The sequence below is a fragment of the Robertmurraya sp. genome (genome assembly GCF_036676585.1).
Taxonomy (GTDB): Bacteria; Bacillota; Bacilli; order Bacillales; family Cytobacillaceae; genus Robertmurraya_A.
Map to the genome: position 1 here is coordinate 37703 of NZ_JAKFCQ010000043.1, position 16322 is coordinate 54024.

Genomic DNA, 16322 nt, shown 5'->3' on the forward strand with positions numbered 1-16322 from the left:
CCTAATCACTCTCCTTTAATTTGCTTTTTCCCCCAGATGGCCGTTCCTTCTTCATTCATCCCAGTAAATACAAGCGTTTCATTCCAATTTTCCCAGTCCCATCCTGGTAGTACTTTTAAGCTATACTCCCAATAATCATCAGGAGCGACCCCAGGATCATAGATAACTAGTTTAAGCGTGTTGTCACCAGATAATTTCCAACTACTTTTTCCACTTTCATCTTCTATCTTTCCATTTGAAAGGAAGGTTAGTTTCTGGGAAGTTTGCATTGTGTCGTCATACCGCGGGAGGAGAATTTGCTCCCAATCTCCAATAATGTGTTTTTCTTCTACTTTCTGTTCTTTTTCACCCGAATATCTCTCTGGAGATACAACCGGCCAGCCATCCTCTGTCCATACGATTTTTCTCACATGTAAATGAGACCAGTATATTTCCTCACCTGCTCTTCCTTGATGGATAAGGTAGTATTCTCCGTTATCTTCTAGCAAGCCATTATGACCAGTTCCAAACCAGCCGCTATCTTTGTTAAAAGCATACGAACCAACGATTTTATTACCGGTATCAAAGGAATCATCTGACGGATCAACCATATCGTTTTCGTTGAAGTCTAGATAAGGTCCTGTAATATTCTTTGACCGGGCGGTCCGCACATTATACGTGTCCTCTAACCATTCATACGAGACCGTTAAATAGTAATACCCGGTGTCCGGATTATACATGATCTCTGGTGCTTCGATTCCATAACTCATGTTTTTCCGTTGGGCAATTAATGTTCCTTCTTCCGTTGGATCTACCAATCTCCCTGTTTGCGGATCAATTTTTGTGATAAAAATGCCTCCAAAATATGACCCATAAACCATCCAAGGCTGCCCTTCTGTATCAAACGTGATATCCGGATCAATGGCATTTACCGTATACCCATCACCTTCCTGCGTTTTAAACACAGCTCCTTCATCCTTCCAAGGCCCCTCTAAGGAGTCACTTGTCGCTAAACCGATATATGAAGTTCGCTTCCCAACTGAGGAGACGGAATAGTACAAGTAAAACTTATCATTCATTTTAACAACATTTGGCGCCCAATACGTCGTCCCACCAGTCCATTCCCACGCATCACTTGAAACTTGATCAAACACACGACCAACAAACTGCCAGTGAATCAGATCCTTTGATTTTCGTATTTGAATTCCTGGTGTCGGTGGTGCACCGACCATATAATCCGTTGAGTATACATAATACCAATCCCCATTTTTGATAATGGCCCCGTCGTGGGTAAAATTCGTCGTCCACTCCTCTTCTTTGTAAATGATGTCATTCATTACTTTAGGAATAACCTTTTCAGAAGGCGGAGAGGGAAGACTTAGCCCCGATAAATCATTTGTACTTGGTTCTATGAATCTAGGCGTAATGAATACTGCTAATACTAATAACACGGCTATACTTACTACTAGAAAAAATCTCTTTTGTTTGTTCACTGTTGTGGCTCCCAACAAATAAAATATGAAAAAAAATGCACTTATCCGTTGTAACTCTCGATAAGTGCCTTTCATTTTTTTGTATTCAATTTTTCAATCAAAATATTCCCGGTATTTTGATTTGCCTTTCCTGAATCAATGTATCAACCTTTTACACCAGAAATAGCAATCGATTCGATAATCTGCTTCTGGAAGATAATAAATACGATTAACATCGGTAATAAAGCAACCACTGATGCCGCCATGATGAGCGGATAATCACTTTGGATCGCATACGATGCGTTAAAGTTTGCAATAACTAGCTGTAATGTTTGCTTCTCTGGTGAGTTCAAGTAAAGAATCGGACCTAAATAGTCATTCCAGATTCCCATAAACCATAAAATTAATTGAGCAGCTACAGCTGGTTTAATTAATGGAAAGATAATCTTATAAAAGATTTGAAAATACGAGCATCCATCAATTTTTGCTGCTTCAATAATGGAATTGGGAACGCTATTCAAGTATTGTCTTAAGAAGAAAATCATGAACAAATTCCCAAAAAGACCAGGTACAATTAATGGTAATAAACTATCTACCCAACCGATACTTGAAAACATAATGAACTGTGGAATCATGAGCACCGGATAAGGAATCATAACCGATGCAAAAAGCATAATAAAGATTTTATTTTTCCCATTAAACTTCAGCTTCGCAAATGCAAAAGCTGCTAAACTCGAAGTAAAGGTACCAATAATTGTTACTGACAAAGCCACAATTAAACTGTTACCAATACCCGATAAAAGAGGACCCATATCCCAAATTTCAAAATACTTAGCAAATGAAATATCTTTTGGAATCCATACTGGCGGTAAAGCAAACACGTCTTCCTTCGATTTTAATGACGTGGAGAACATCCATAAGAGTGGAGCTACCATAAAAATTGCTCCAAAACTCAGGAAAACAAAAACGAATATATTGGTAATTCTATCTTTCTTTTTCTCAGACATCGGTTCAGCTTTTACTTCTTTTTCAACTACTGCAACTTCCATTATTAAAAGCCCCTTTCTATTAGTCTTTTTATTATCCTGGTGTTAATCCAAATCGAAGGATGATTTTTCGTTCATCTTAAATTGGATTAGGGTAATAATAAAGATGAAGAGTCCTAATACTAAGGCCATTGCAGATGCATAACCTAATTGGAAGTTACCAAATGCTTTTTGCCAAATGTAGAAAACAACTGATGCTGAGCTATACTCAGGACCACCAGTAGGTGTCATAACATTAATTTCAGTGAAGATCTGCGCTCCACCAATAATATTGGTAACGATAATAAAGAATGTTACTGGTTTTACCATTGGAAGCGTGATATGCCAAAAGGCTTGAAAAGCGTTTGCTCCATCCAATTTCGCAGCTTCATAGAACGTTTTAGGTACACTTTGTAATGCCGCTAAATACAGCAACATCGTATATCCTAACCCTTTCCAGACAGCCATAATAATTAATGCTGGTTTTACGGTAGCTGTATTTTGCAACCAGTTAGGACCTTCAATCCCGATAAGATCTAAAAATTGATTAACTAAACCATAATCTCCGTTATACGCCCATTGCCAAAGAATGGATACCGCTGCAATGGAAGAAATGACAGGAATATAGTAAAGTACGCGGAAGGTATTCGTTCCAAAGATTCCTCTATTCAGAGCTAGAGCCAGTAAAAGTGCTAACACGATTCCAATTGGAATACCTAGCATCATAAAGAAGGTGTTATACATCGACTTGTAAAAATACTCGTCTTTAAATAAATTAATGAAGTTTTCAAAGCCGATAAACTCCATTTGTCCTAGACCATTCCAATTCGTAAAGGCTCCGTACATTGAATAAATAAGAGGAACCATTGCAAAAATGAGGAATCCTAAGACTGGTGCTGCAATAAACAAATAGGCATATCTTTGTTCTGTGCGATACAGCTTGGATGTCGCTTTCATCTTTCCTCACCCTTTCAACAAAAGCATGAATACACACGCCTTCTTTTGGTACAAGTAACACTTTATTAATAGATGTAAATGATGCTAGCTTATGATTCTAAGAATCTAGCATCATTTACACAAGGTTAATCTTTAAGTGAAGTGGTATTATTTACTTGCTTGTTTTTCTTGTTCGATTGCTGCATCTAATAGTTTTTGCATTTTCGGTTGTGCTTCTTTTACGTAGTCTTCAACTGATGTCTTACCATCTAACACTGGTTGAATGTTTTTGAAGAACTCATCATACCATTCAGCTGTGTAAGTTTTTTCAGCTGGGAATCCACGACCGTAGTCATTAATGATATCTAGGAATTCTTGTTTATTTTCAGGTTTGATTGATGTGTCAGCAGCCCATGTATCAGCAACTTCTACACTATTTGGTAATTGAACTTGTGCATCAACTAATGCTTGTTGTCCTTCTTGGTCAGCTGATAAATACATTGCTAACTCAGCTGCTTCTTTTGCATGCTTTGTTGTTGCTCCAACACCGATACCTAAAGATCCAACCCAAGCAGAAGATTCACCAGTAGAACCTGCAGGCCAAGGAAGTAAATCATATTCAAACTTTAATTGCTCTTTAAATGCAGCCATATCCCATGGTCCAACTGGGAAGAATGCTAATTGACCCTTTAACCATCTTTGGTACGTATCTAATGTTTGTGCATCACCGATAGAAGGTGTGATTTGGTATTTGTTTTGTTGATCTACAAAGAATTGTAATGCTTCGATAAACTTAGGATCATCGATTGTAACCTTTGTTCCATCTTCGTTAATCCAATCTGCGCCGTTACTCCAAACAAACGGTTGTAATGCCCAGTTTACGTTAAATCCAGTTCCATACTGATCCATTTTGCCGTCGCCATCATTATCTTTTGTTAACTGCTTAGCAACATCAATGAATTCATCCCAAGTGTATGGCTTGTCTTTATCAGGAAGTGGAATTCCTGCTTCTTCAAACATTGTTTTGTTATAACCAAGAGCAAAAGGCCCTAAATCTTTTGGTAAACCATAGATTGCACCTTGGCCAAGTGTTTCACCATCAAAACGGTACTTATTAATCCCGGCTTCCCAAATGTCATCAATTTTTACGTCAGTTGACCCTTCAACTTGTTCCGTAATATCTAATAATACTCCAGAGTTTACATATGCTTTTACTTGAGCTGGGTTATAGAAGAAAACATCTGGAATCTTACGTCCTGCGATTGCTGATTTTAGCTTCGTATCATATTGATCAGGAGCTGTTTGAACCATTGTCACTTTTACATCCTTGTTTGCTTCTTCATATCTCTTTACAGTAGCTTTATAAGCTTCTAGTTCTTGAGGATTTCCTCTAAACATAAAAGTAAGTTCAACCTTGCCGTCACTGCTAGCTTTATCACTTCCTGAGCACCCACTAAGGACTGCACCAATCACCATTATTGCTAGAAGCATTATTACACCAAATTTTTTAGATGATTTAAACAAGTTAATCCCTCCATCTTCAACCTATTGTAGTCATAAAAGAATGAAATTAAGAAAAACTAATTGAAAGCGTAATCACTTTACGTTAAAAAAATAATAGCTTATTCTTTAGTTTAATAATAGTCTTTTTTATATGTACGTACATGTTAGGGAACTACATACAAATCCCTCCTAATATTTTAGTAGTTTTCAAGTAAAAGCAATTGACCCGTAGGAGATATTTCTTTGAAAGCGTATTCTCTACAATTAAAATAGTAATATACCTGTTCGTACATGTCAATGTGATTTTTCAAAAATTATTTATTATGTCCGTACGTGTTCATATTTATTTATAAAAAATACTTGTATGGAATAGTTTTTTTCCATTTTATTTGATACTATGGTATTATTAGATATATGTTGTACGTATAAGTTATATTTAATTATGTACATCGAATAGAAAGCGGTGATACCTCAATGGCACAACAAAAAACTAAATATAACATGGTTAAGGAAAAGATTGTGGAGTGGATTGAAACAGGGAAGGTAAACCCTGGGGAAAAAATTTACTCCGAAAATGAACTTGTGCAGATATTTGGGGTTAGTAGACATACGGTGCGACAAGCGGTGGGTGATCTCGTTCATGAAGGTTTACTTTACAGAGAACAAGGTGCTGGTACCTTCTGTTCGCATAATCCTAAGCAATCGCAACAACAGACTTCTTCCTCTTCTGTAATAAAAGGAAAAAATATTGGTGTTATTACTACCTATATTTCTGATTATATCTTTCCGTCCATTATTAGAGGAATTGAATCCTATCTGACAACACAAGGATATACGTTAACTTTATCTTGTACAGATAATAATGTGGAGAAAGAAAGACAATGTTTACAAACGATGTTAGATAGAAATGTTGATGGGCTTATTGTTGAACCAACAAAGAGTAGCAACTATAACCCAAACATTAACTACTATCTTGAACTCGAACAAAACAATATTCCTTATTTAATGATTAACCAATTTTATTCTCAGCTAATGCCTCCTCATATTATCATGAATGACGAGCACGGAGGTTTTATCGCGACCGAACACTTAATTAAATTGGGTCATGAAAAGATTATCGGTTTGTTCAAAACAGATGACCTGCAAGGGGTTAATCGGATGCAAGGATTTATTCGAGCATTTAGAGAGCACGGTGTTACATTTTTCCCTGAAATGGTCATTACCTATTCGACAGAAGATGTGAATAGTAAAACGTTGAAACAAATTGAAGAGTTTTTCTCAAAGGACGAAAAACCAACCGCCATTGTGTGCTACAATGACCAGCTGGCGGTAAGTGTGTTAGATGTTCTTCGTAAACTCGATCTAAAAGTACCCGAAGATGTATCTATTGTTGGATACGATGACTCGTTCTTAGCAGAAGCAACAGAAGTAAAATTAACCACTGTTACCCATCCGAAAATGGACATGGGGATTGAAGCAGCAAAATGGATTGTATCAGCAGTGGAAAAAAGCGAAGTACCTCAGTCGAAGGTGTATGACCCTGAACTTGTAGTAAGAAATTCAACGATGCAGTTGAAAAAGACTAGTTTGATTTAGATTAAGTACGAACCCTGCGTGATGTGGCAGGGTTCGTTTTATCTATTGGGTTCGTGCGCTTTCAGAATTGAGTGTTTGCGGAATCGCAAATAAATTTATTGAATCGCAAATATATTGGTGTAATCGCAAATATAATTTTCGAATAGCAAATAAATCTCTGGAATCGCAAATATATCTCTAGAATCGCAAACAAATCTCTACAATCGCAAATAAAGCCTTCCCCATTCCCATTCATCCGTTATATTTCGATTAAAAAATCCAGAAATCCAAACCAAACAACTAAAAAAAGCAGAAAATCGATAAAATTTACTTTAACCTGTCGTTTTTAAACTCGTTTTTTCCACAAAAGCATCCATTCTGTTAATACAACTTCACCAACACCGCTCCATGTGGCGGAAGCACCTGTTCCAATTCATCTGCTATCTCACCAAGTTCTTTATGTGTCCACAGTTCTCGTGCCTGCTTCACCCCAGTAACTCCTACCTGGTTAAGAGTTGTCTTCACAGTTGCCGTTTCATTGCTTAAATTAAACAATGCAACATACGTGTTCCCCTCTAAATCCTTGGCACTCCAAACCACTCGATCTTCTTCGCGTGATACAAGCTGATTGCTATGACTTTCTTTATGCATCTTTAATACATCGGGGTTTGTCAGAAGTGATAACGTCCATTCGTCGTTGTCTCGCAAGTCTCCTCCAAACATAAGAGGCGAGCGGAAAATGGACCATAATGTCATCATTGTAATCTGTTCATCCTTCGTAAAGCGAGTCCATCGATCTCCTCCCCCTCCATCGACCGAGCGGATTCCAATATGACCAAGCGGTAGCATGTCACAATCCGGCCAGTGACCATCACCAACATATTCACTCCACTTTTCACAACGCTCAAACATTCCGTAGAGTAAATCCCAGTGATCCCAGAAATCGTCCGTCATTCTCCACATATTCGCATTTTCAATTAAAGTGTCAGCAAATTCAAGTGGAGCAGGTCCCGGCGAAAGGCTTAGAACCATCTCTCTTCCACAGTGATCAATGGCCTTTCGAATGAGCTCAATTTCATCTTTATGAAAATAGTAAAGTCTTGATGCAGCTATATCATCTACTTTAACGAAGTCCACTCCCCAGCCGGCATATAGCTCAAACAAAGAATTATAGTATTCCTGAGCACCTTCCTTTGACGCGTCAATCCCATACATATCCGTATTCCATGGACAGATAGAGTTGGGGTGGACGATGTCACGTGCTCGAACCTCTGTACCCAGAATTGGTGTGTTGGCATGTACTGCTTGGCGAGGAATTCCACGCATGATGTGGATGCCAAATTTTAATCCCAAACCATGTACATAGTCAGCTAACGGCTTAAATCCCTTTCCATTTTCTGCAGAAGGAAAACGATTCGCAGCTGGGATGAGCCTTGAATAGTCATCCATCTCAAGTGGAACAAACGGACGATAAATAGACGAGTTGGCCCCCGCTTCGTACCATTGAATATCCACCACAATATATTCCCAGCCAAGTTCCTTTAAATATTTGGCCATATACTCTGCATTGCCTCGAACCTCTTCTTCCCTAACTGTTGCCCCGTAGCAGTCCCAGCTATTCCAGCCTAATGGAGGCGTACTTGCAAACATGTGATGTTTCATCCTTCATACCCGCCCTTCATGTATAATTTTGCTCTTGTCTTGAATAATAAAGGACGAAGATGAATACATCTATCACATTATTTTGCCTTCAGTTGTACAATATTGCTCTTAATTAAAACGAATCTCATTCATGAGTAGCAAATCCTTCCCAGTACGAAACTCTCCTGGTGAGAATCCAACCCAAGAATGAAACACCTTAATAAAATAACTACTGCTTGCATATCCAATTTGTTTGGCGATCTCCTCGATCGTATAATCGGTCGTTCGTAGGAGGGTAATTGCTTTTTCCATTCGCACCTTTGTGACAAACTCCATCGGTGAAATTCCTGTGTGCTTTTTAAATAATCTTGAAAAATGGTATTTTGATAGTTGAACACGCGCAGCAATTTCCTCTAGACTTTGTAAAGAGTGATATTCTTCTGTCAATATACGTGCTGCTAGAGTGATTTTCTCCGGCCATCTCTCTGCTACTTGTTCATATCCTTTTCCATAACGATAAAGCTCCATAACAAATTGATAGACAATGGACGATGCCCGAAAACCATCTCTAATCTGATTCTTCACTGCTGCTAAGTACGTACTTTTTAAAAAGTGGATCGGAGAGCTGTCTTCCTGAATTCTAGGTATTCTACCGAGCATTTTCACGACTTCCTGCCACTCTTGTTCAATTTTCCTAGGGCGAAAAAGAATAAAATAGAACTCCCACACCTCACTATCTGTCGGCAAGTAATATCTGTGTGTACTAGGAATTTCCACCATAAAAGCAGAACCTGGCTCCACCCTGTGAATTTTTCCGTTTATATCAATGCTACCGAAACCAGATACAGTATATTGGAAAAGATATAACGGACCATCCTTACGTCTTAACCCATCCCAATCATAGCTTTTCTCTTGTATCTTTTGGTGGCCAACGGCAAATAACTGATAAAACGAACTTTGAAAAGTATCTAGAAAACGAAACCCATACACTTCATTACTCATCTATTAACACCTTACCCACAAGTTTTTTGTTCATAACCATTTATACATAATCTAAAATGTTTGATAGATTGTGGATAACTGCCAGTGGCTTATGGTTTGTTTCTGGCTCTCTTTTCCGATGATTAAACCAAAGTGATTGCCAGCCCGCTTTCGATGAGCCAACAATATCATTCTCCCATGAATCACCTACGTATAGTAATTCATGAGGCAATAGATTTACATGCTTTCTCACATGATGAAAGATATCTGGATTAGGCTTCGCTACCCCTACTCCATCAGATACAAAAATGAGATCGATAGGAATATGACTTTTCAGCCCTAAGGAAGAAATTTTACTGTGTTGATGCTCGACCGGACCATTTGTGATCATTCCTACGGTGATCCCCTTCCTTTTAATTTCTTCAAGAAGATTCGGTACCTCCGGGAACATCTTAAGCTGACTCTGATTATACTCGTACTGGTTTTGAAACAATCGAGCTGTTTCAGAATCTACCGTTATATCCATACCTTTTAAAGCCAAGATCATCCTCTTTGTTCGCAGCTCCACTAGAGACATTTCCCCTGCCACATAGTCCTTCCACAACCAATCACTAGCTTCTCTAAACTTTATATATAGTGCATTCATATTCAATTCTGAAGCTACTTCCGGGAGCAGTTCTTCTACCGTTTTTTCAAAAGGATATTGCGAGTCGTGTAATGTATCGTCCAAATCAAAAAATAGTGCTTTAATGGTCATAATCTTCTCCTCTCATAATTCGTGATTATTTGTGCTGAAAGAAATTCCAGCTTTTTTTATCGGTAAGAATATGCTATTTTTATGATAATCCTAGAAACTAAGAAACTTGGTGAAAAAAATGAAATACGAAAACAATGCTTTTTTTAGAATGCTAGAAATTGTAACCGCTTTTTTCCAACTGAACATTTTATGGCTTTTATTTTGTCTTCCCGTTATTACCATTTTCCCTGCGACCGTTGCGATGTATTGTGTCACTCGACAATGGATTATCCACAAGGACTATAGTGTCTTTCGTTCGTATATGAAATTCTTCAAAGAAAACTTCAAACAAAGCTTTGTACTGGGGTTGATTTGGTTAGTACTCTCCGGTCTATTATTTTTAGACTTTACCTTGATGAATAGCCTCGGGTCCTTACAACCTATCTTCTATTCTATCTTTTTACTGATTGGATTTATATTATTACTAACAACTATTTATATATTTCCAATGATGTCTCACTACCGAATGAAAACAATCGATATCGTAAAAAACTCATTTTTCTTTTCAATACGATTTTTCTCAACTACGTTTTTGTCCTTGCTATGTATTGCGGCTACAGGGTTGATCCTTTATTTTTGGCAAATTACCTTTTTATTTATCTACTGTGTCTGTGCTTTTTGTATCAGCTTTCTTTGTCATCGTGTATTTCAAAAAGTTCAAGAACAGGTCAAGACTTTATGATGTTAAGAAAAAATATATAAAGAGCTCTTGATTTGTCCAAGAGCTCTTATCTTTTAATAACAATATCGTTAACAGACTTCTTCACCTTCAGCATACAAACAAACGCGACAACCATACTTCCTGCAGCAGCATAAAACAAAATGACGAAATTATTCCATATCCTCATGAACTCTTTTTTCATATTTGTAACTATTATAATGAAGAATTTTAACAGAAACTTTTACATCCTTTAACGAGTTTTTATCTAAGTAAAAACGGTTAGAGGTCTTAATTTCTTGATATTTTTTTGGATTTGCTCTGTACCATCTTTCTCCTAGATTGAGAACATCTAGCCTCTTTTCAACTCCATTCACATAAAGCTCTGTTACTTTCGATTCGACATCTTTCTGAAGAATCTCCTTTACCTTTTTGATAGGAACCTCTTTTAATTTTTCTAAAAGGTCGGCTTCTACTGAGATGTTTAGAGAGAACACAGGTGCGCTTAAATTATCTTCATACATGACCTGAACCTTCGGAGTAGATAACTTTAAGACAGCAATTAACTGTCCATCTTCTTCTACTTTTTGATTTAACGCCACATGCTTTTCTCTTAACCAATTAATATAAACAGCATCTTTAAAGGGGATGGTTTGAATGTACTTTTGGTGTTGAAATACCGAATATCCACTAAAGTATAAGATAGGGTAAGGTTCATCTGCCTTCCAAGTTTCTTTATCAATACTCACAGTAGGAATCTTCGACATTCCCATGGGCTCATGAAACTCTCTTAAGAAAAACATTAACATCGTCGGTCTAATCTCATCACGAGATAATTCGTATTGATTTTTCTTATATAGTACAGTGTACACAGCAGGATAATTAAATAAGGCCTTTACATTCAGAAGGTCTTGCATATCCTCTGATGTAGTAATAATGCGAAGGGTTGGCCTCAGGGATCGATTTCTACCAATTTCTTCAATTACCTCATTAAACTTGTTTTCAACAATTGCTTGAGTAAGTATGAGTGACTTTACATGCCCAAAAAACAAGGGAGGTTCAGCCAGTTTATAAAGATTGCGCACAGCCAGGTTGAGGGTTTCACCTTTAGCCGATGCCACAAAGATAGGGATTGGTTCAGTAGGTTTTCCCCCTTCCTGCTTTGCCACACCTGCAAAATTCAACCCTTGTAGATAGGCGGTATACTCCTGAGTTTCCACGTTATAATCAAGTCCAATGGCTACAATATAGGTTAGGTCTTGAATATTTTTTATACCTGAACAGCTCGTTAGCAGAAGACAGACTATGATACAGATAAACCAACTTCTCAACATGATCAATCTCCACCTCTTGTTCTGTCATTAGGACTTGTGGAGGATGTTCTTGACTTATAATACTGAGTAGGTGCTTTTAAAAAGGACTTTATCACCTCTATTAATGACACAGGTGCTAACGCTCCTAGATAAGGAGTACCAAAGGAAGTAATGGTTGATAAATAAATTACGGTTAATATATAGCCAGAAATGACACCAAATAATCCAAAAAAAGTACTTAAAATAAGGACCCCAAATCTGATGATTGTAATGGCTGAACTTAACGATTGATTCACTAAGGTAAAGGACGAAATATATGTAATGGCTGCAACGACAAGCATCGTAGGAGAAGTTAAGCCTGCTCTGATGGCTGCATCTCCCACAATTAAGCCCCCAAGGACAGCTACCGTTTGTCCGATTGCTCGCGGCAACCGTACTCCTGCTTCATTAAATAACTCAAACAAAAATAAGATTACAAACATCTCAATTGGTGCAGATAAAGGCAATCCAAAACGTGAAATAGATATCGTTGCAACAAGTAAATACGGAATCTGCTCAATATTAAAAGCTGAAAAGGCAATCCAAATTCCAGGTAAAAATCCAGATACCGTTACTCCTAACATCCTCATAATTCTTTCCATCGTTACATACGTATAGCTAATATAATGGTCTTCAGGAGATTTCGTTTGTAATAATAAGTTGGTTGGAGCAATGGAGACAGTTGGATTTCCTTCTACTATAAGAGCAAATCGACCTTGGATCAAAGCCTGAACGATAAAGTCTGGCCGGCCAGTATAGTCCATACTTGGAAGAACCGAATACGGTCGATCACGAATCAATGACTCCAAATCGTAAATACTCGTCATTACATCAATCTCTATCTTATCTAGTCGTGTATGAACTTCTTTAAGTACCCTTTTGTCTATAATATCTTCTATATACATTAGGACTACTTTTGTATTGCTTCTTGTACCAATTGTATATTTTTCGACACATAAAGAAGAAGTATTGAGTCTCCGACGAACTAATGAAATGTTTGTCTTTAAATCCTCAACAAAACCATCCTTTGGTCCTCTGATGGAGGTTTCAAGCGCTGATTCCTCAGGCTGCCTTTTTGGAAAATCGCCCGCTTGAATACTTAATAACTCACTTTGAAAATCAAATAGCACATATCCTTCAAATAAAAGTTGTAACAGGTTGTCAATTGATTTATCAGTCACATCTTCCGCCTGAAACAAGGAAGTTAATTTCGCTTTCACTATGCCTTTCTCGTGGCCGCTTATTCTTGGTAATATATATTGATCTAAATATTGACTATCAACTAACGATTCAAAATAAATAAGCTTAAATTTCTCAGCCTCTTGACCATGTTCCTTACATAATAGATCTTCACTTTTCTTCAGCTTCTCTGTGATCAGGCTAGTTTTATCCTTTGATGGTTTATGAAGAACTGGATCCGAGTTCATTTTCCTGCTCATGTTGTTTATCCCTCTTCTTTAAGACAAAAATAATAAAAGCTGATAGTAAAATCTGTAGTAGAAAAAAAGCTAGAGTGATTGGTAAGACATATAAATAAATGATTTGATAGAAAGTGAATGATTCAAACTTTATCAAAGTAACTCCTAATAGCAAGAGATACATCATACCTACAAGCTTAGGATTCAGCCGATATTCGCTCCTTTTTCGTGATAAAGAATGTCCTAAGAGGTACATAAATAATCCAATTCTTATAAGTGCACCACTTAACCATTGGTACAGAGCAAAGAAGTCAAGATTTGAGATGTATTCACCAATATTCAATACTCTCCACTGTTCATAGGCTGGATAGCGAAAGTTCACTGACTCAACTACACCAAATTCCATAATAGAAGCTGAGAGTGGCCCAAAAATTAATCCCGTTAATACGGTCATTAATATCAGTAGTTGTTTAAATGTAATGGGTTCTTGTGAGAACGGTTGTAACAAAACCACAATATATAGTTCTAACAGTCCCGCAAGAACATAGATTGTACCTCTAAGTAAAGGGGAATATCCATCTGTTAATACAGGAAATAGAAGGCTTGGGTCCTTAAAGCTCGTATTAGTAAATGCAATAAAGAATCCTAGCAATACCACAATAGGTAACAATAATCCACTTGCTATGGCCATGGTTTTCACACCAGAGAGTGTAATGATACAACACACAATAATTAGTACGATATTGATCATCATGATAGGTGCTTCAGCGAGAAAATAGGCATTTAACCAGATCATCAAGTCTCTAAAGGTTATATAAGAGCTAATAAACAAAAATATTAAAACAGGAGCTAATAATAAATAAGAAAAAATGGGTCCAAAGCGATGTCGGACCATATGAAAAAACCCCTCATTTGGGCTATTTTTTACGATGTAGTAAATTAACCAAAGTAAACTTATTCCTATCGGGTAAGCAACAATCACACTTAACCAACTATCCCTCCCGGCTGCCGTCAATAGATTAGGAATAAGTATGACATGGTTTAGTAAACCAGTTGATAATAGTAGTAATAGAAATAATTGTCTGGGTATTAGTATCTTCACTAGGCTTTGCATAAATTTCTCCTATTTGGCAGTTTTATTATTAAATTCACCTAAACTTCTGTTTTTATGTTGTACACAGTTGAAAAAAATAAAAAACACCTTGTCTATCGACAAAGTGTCTATCTATTACACCGATCTCTTACTTTTAAAGAAATACAAAACAAATAATAAAACAAACCATAATGGTGTCAACATTAATGCTGAACGAGTGGATTCTGAAATAAGCATCACAAGTAAAATAAACCCAAAAAGAGCTAGTACGACATAGTTAATAAATGGTGTTAGTGGAGCTTTAAAAACTGATTTTTGATGTAAATCTGGACGAGTTTTCTTATATCTAATATGAGAGATTAATATAATGCTCCATACCCAAATGAAACAAATGGCACTAATGGTTGTCACAATTCCAAAGGCTTGCTCGGGGATAAGCTTACTTAATAACGTCCCGACAGAAACAATGACCGTGGAAATAAGTAATGCATTACTTGGCACTGCATTTTTGTTCAATTTAGCAAGCATACTTGTTCCACCGTTTTGACGTCCTAAGTTATACATAATTCGACTTGTAGAGAATAATCCACTATTACTCGCAGATGCAGCAGACGTTAATACAACAAAATTAATGATCCCGGCCGCAACGGGAATACCAACTAAACTAAAGGTCTTAACAAAAGGACTTGTATCTGCATTCAACTGATTCCATGGATTGATGCAAAGTAGAACAATTAGAGCACCTACATAAAAGAACAGAATTCTTAAAGGAATTTTGTTAATGGCTGAAGGAATATTTTTCTTTGGATCCGCTGTTTCTGCAGCTGATACACCAACCAACTCTACTCCAACAAAAGCAAATACGACCATTTGGAAAGAAAACAAAAAGCCGCTAATTCCATTCGGGAAAAACCCTCCGTGTTGCCATAAATTTTGTACAGAAACCGTTCCAGCCTCTGTTTTAAATCCAATCACTAGTAAAACAACCCCAATAACAATTAAAGCAAGAATCGTTATAACCTTAATAATGGCAAACCAAAATTCTAATTCTCCAAAAAGCTTTACTGTTAATAGATTCAATCCTAATAAAATGATTAAACAGATAAGCGCTGGTACCCATTGTGGAATATCAAACCAATACTGCACATACATTCCTACCGCAATAATATCGGCCATCGCCGTCATAATCCAACAGAACCAGTACGTCCACCCGGTTACAAAGCCTGCCCATGGTCCAATATAATCCACTGCAAAATCGGTAAACGATTGATAACCTGCATTCGATAACAAAAGCTCCCCTAATGCTCTCATAACAAAAAAGGTTGCTATACCCACTATTAAATAAGCTAAGATGATTGAGGGACCTGCTAATGAAATTGCTTTTCCTGAACCTAAAAATAAGCCGGTACCAATCGTTCCACCGATTGCGATTAGTTGTACGTGACGATTTTTCAGTTCCCTTTTTAACTCATGCTGTGCCACTTGAAATTCCTCCGTTTTCTTTCAAATAATTATTGTAAGAATAATAGCAATAAAAAAAGAGACTGGAGTTCCCCCCCAATCTCTTAAAACGTCAGAATAACAAATACACATGGTAAAATGTTAAAAGAGAACTTACTTACTCTTCCAATCATACCAAATAGTATCTTTACTCTTCTGTCCTTTTGCCTGAGATTGTGAACCCTTCGGCGTCGCAATATGCGATCTCTCCAGAAGCCGCTCCTGTTATAGTTTGACCCATAACATTCATAGCTTGCTTGATTATATTATTTACAGCTGAGATTTGTTTCTATCAACAAACTCTCAAGCTATTATTCTACGATAATTTGTAATTTTAACAGTATTCTTTTATTTGGTCAAGAATATTTTTGTGATATGATGATCAATCTAATT

13 protein-coding genes and 1 riboswitch are annotated in these 16322 nt (G+C 37.1%); of the genes, 2 read left to right on the forward strand and 11 right to left on the reverse strand.

Annotated elements, in window-relative coordinates; genetic code table 11:
- Positions 1-5 precede the first annotated feature (5 nt).
- The 4 genes from ACGLXV_RS05405 to ACGLXV_RS05420 form a co-directional block, all read right to left on the reverse strand.
- Positions 6-1472 carry an arabinan endo-1,5-alpha-L-arabinosidase gene (locus ACGLXV_RS05405; protein ID WP_391557831.1) on the reverse strand — a complete coding sequence of 489 codons (1467 nt, stop codon included), beginning with the start codon at positions 1470-1472 and terminating at the stop codon, positions 6-8.
- Positions 1473-1615: 143 nt separating this feature from the next.
- A complete protein-coding gene (locus tag ACGLXV_RS05410; RefSeq protein ID WP_391557842.1) occupies positions 1616-2458 on the reverse strand; it encodes a carbohydrate ABC transporter permease in 843 nt (280 codons plus the stop codon).
- An 84-nt stretch (positions 2459-2542) separates the two neighbouring features.
- Positions 2543-3433 carry a carbohydrate ABC transporter permease gene (locus ACGLXV_RS05415; RefSeq protein ID WP_066054332.1) on the reverse strand — a complete coding sequence of 297 codons (891 nt, stop codon included), beginning with the start codon at positions 3431-3433 and terminating at the stop codon, positions 2543-2545.
- Between the two features lie 147 nt (positions 3434-3580).
- Positions 3581-4903 (reverse strand): ABC transporter substrate-binding protein, encoded by a 1323-nt coding sequence (locus ACGLXV_RS05420; RefSeq protein WP_391557843.1) that lies wholly within the window; start codon positions 4901-4903, stop codon positions 3581-3583.
- Between the two features lie 486 nt (positions 4904-5389).
- Between ACGLXV_RS05420 and ACGLXV_RS05425 the strand changes: the two genes are divergently transcribed.
- A complete protein-coding gene (locus ACGLXV_RS05425; RefSeq protein WP_391557832.1) occupies positions 5390-6511 on the forward strand; it encodes a GntR family transcriptional regulator in 1122 nt (373 codons plus the stop codon).
- A 360-nt stretch (positions 6512-6871) separates the two neighbouring features.
- On the opposite strand, the gene ACGLXV_RS05430 is transcribed toward ACGLXV_RS05425, so the two are convergent.
- From ACGLXV_RS05430 to ACGLXV_RS05440, 3 genes are all read right to left on the reverse strand, one after another.
- Positions 6872-8152 (reverse strand): glycoside hydrolase family 27 protein, encoded by a 1281-nt coding sequence (locus tag ACGLXV_RS05430; protein ID WP_391557833.1) that lies wholly within the window; start codon positions 8150-8152, stop codon positions 6872-6874.
- A gap of 108 nt (positions 8153-8260) precedes the next feature.
- Positions 8261-9133 carry a helix-turn-helix transcriptional regulator gene (locus ACGLXV_RS05435; RefSeq protein ID WP_391557834.1) on the reverse strand — a complete coding sequence of 291 codons (873 nt, stop codon included), beginning with the start codon at positions 9131-9133 and terminating at the stop codon, positions 8261-8263.
- 40 nt (positions 9134-9173) lie between these two features.
- The gene (locus tag ACGLXV_RS05440) at positions 9174-9869 is read right to left on the reverse strand and encodes an HAD family hydrolase (protein WP_391557835.1); all 696 of its coding nucleotides are present in this window, start codon (positions 9867-9869) and stop codon (positions 9174-9176) included.
- A 148-nt stretch (positions 9870-10017) separates the two neighbouring features.
- Between ACGLXV_RS05440 and ACGLXV_RS05445 the strand changes: the two genes are divergently transcribed.
- Positions 10018-10590: a YesL family protein gene (locus tag ACGLXV_RS05445; RefSeq protein ID WP_391557844.1), complete on the forward strand. Its 573-nt coding sequence runs from the start codon at positions 10018-10020 to the stop codon at positions 10588-10590.
- Positions 10591-10739: 149 nt separating this feature from the next.
- On the opposite strand, the gene ACGLXV_RS05450 is transcribed toward ACGLXV_RS05445, so the two are convergent.
- From ACGLXV_RS05450 to ACGLXV_RS05465, 4 genes are all read right to left on the reverse strand, one after another.
- Positions 10740-11900, reverse strand: coding sequence for a Ger(x)C family spore germination protein (locus ACGLXV_RS05450; RefSeq protein ID WP_391557836.1), 1161 nt, complete (start codon positions 11898-11900; stop codon positions 10740-10742).
- Positions 11901-11902: 2 nt separating this feature from the next.
- On the reverse strand, positions 11903-13357 hold the full coding sequence (locus ACGLXV_RS05455) for a spore germination protein (protein WP_391557837.1): 1455 nt from the start codon (positions 13355-13357) through the stop codon (positions 11903-11905).
- Complete coding sequence (locus ACGLXV_RS05460) at positions 13320-14450, reverse strand: GerAB/ArcD/ProY family transporter (protein WP_391557838.1); 1131 nt, start codon at positions 14448-14450, stop codon at positions 13320-13322. Before ACGLXV_RS05460 ends, ACGLXV_RS05455 begins: the two co-directional genes overlap by 38 nt.
- Positions 14451-14564: 114 nt before the next feature.
- On the reverse strand, positions 14565-15911 hold the full coding sequence (locus ACGLXV_RS05465; protein WP_391557839.1) for an amino acid permease: 1347 nt from the start codon (positions 15909-15911) through the stop codon (positions 14565-14567).
- A 164-nt stretch (positions 15912-16075) separates the two neighbouring features.
- Positions 16076-16152: riboswitch (glycine riboswitch) on the reverse strand.
- Between the last annotated feature and the right edge of the window lie 170 nt (positions 16153-16322).

Excerpts from the sequence above, each read along its gene's own strand:
- ACGLXV_RS05435 (WP_391557834.1), bottom strand. The coding sequence starts at position 9,133 with ATGAGTAATGAAGTGTATGGGTTTCGTTTTCTAGATACTTTTCAAAGT.
- ACGLXV_RS05460 (WP_391557838.1), bottom strand. The coding sequence starts at position 14,450 with ATGCAAAGCCTAGTGAAGATACTAATACCCAGACAATTATTTCTATTA.
- ACGLXV_RS05450 (WP_391557836.1), bottom strand. The coding sequence starts at position 11,900 with ATGTTGAGAAGTTGGTTTATCTGTATCATAGTCTGTCTTCTGCTAACG.
- ACGLXV_RS05440 (WP_391557835.1), bottom strand. The coding sequence starts at position 9,869 with ATGACCATTAAAGCACTATTTTTTGATTTGGACGATACATTACACGAC.
- ACGLXV_RS05415 (WP_066054332.1), bottom strand. The coding sequence starts at position 3,433 with ATGAAAGCGACATCCAAGCTGTATCGCACAGAACAAAGATATGCCTAT.
- ACGLXV_RS05430 (WP_391557833.1), bottom strand. The coding sequence starts at position 8,152 with ATGAAACATCACATGTTTGCAAGTACGCCTCCATTAGGCTGGAATAGC.
- ACGLXV_RS05420 (WP_391557843.1), bottom strand. The coding sequence starts at position 4,903 with ATGCTTCTAGCAATAATGGTGATTGGTGCAGTCCTTAGTGGGTGCTCA.
- ACGLXV_RS05410 (WP_391557842.1), bottom strand. The coding sequence starts at position 2,458 with ATGTCTGAGAAAAAGAAAGATAGAATTACCAATATATTCGTTTTTGTT.
- ACGLXV_RS05455 (WP_391557837.1), bottom strand. The coding sequence starts at position 13,357 with ATGAGCAGGAAAATGAACTCGGATCCAGTTCTTCATAAACCATCAAAG.
- ACGLXV_RS05445 (WP_391557844.1), top strand. The coding sequence starts at position 10,018 with ATGCTAGAAATTGTAACCGCTTTTTTCCAACTGAACATTTTATGGCTT.
- ACGLXV_RS05425 (WP_391557832.1), top strand. The coding sequence starts at position 5,390 with ATGGCACAACAAAAAACTAAATATAACATGGTTAAGGAAAAGATTGTG.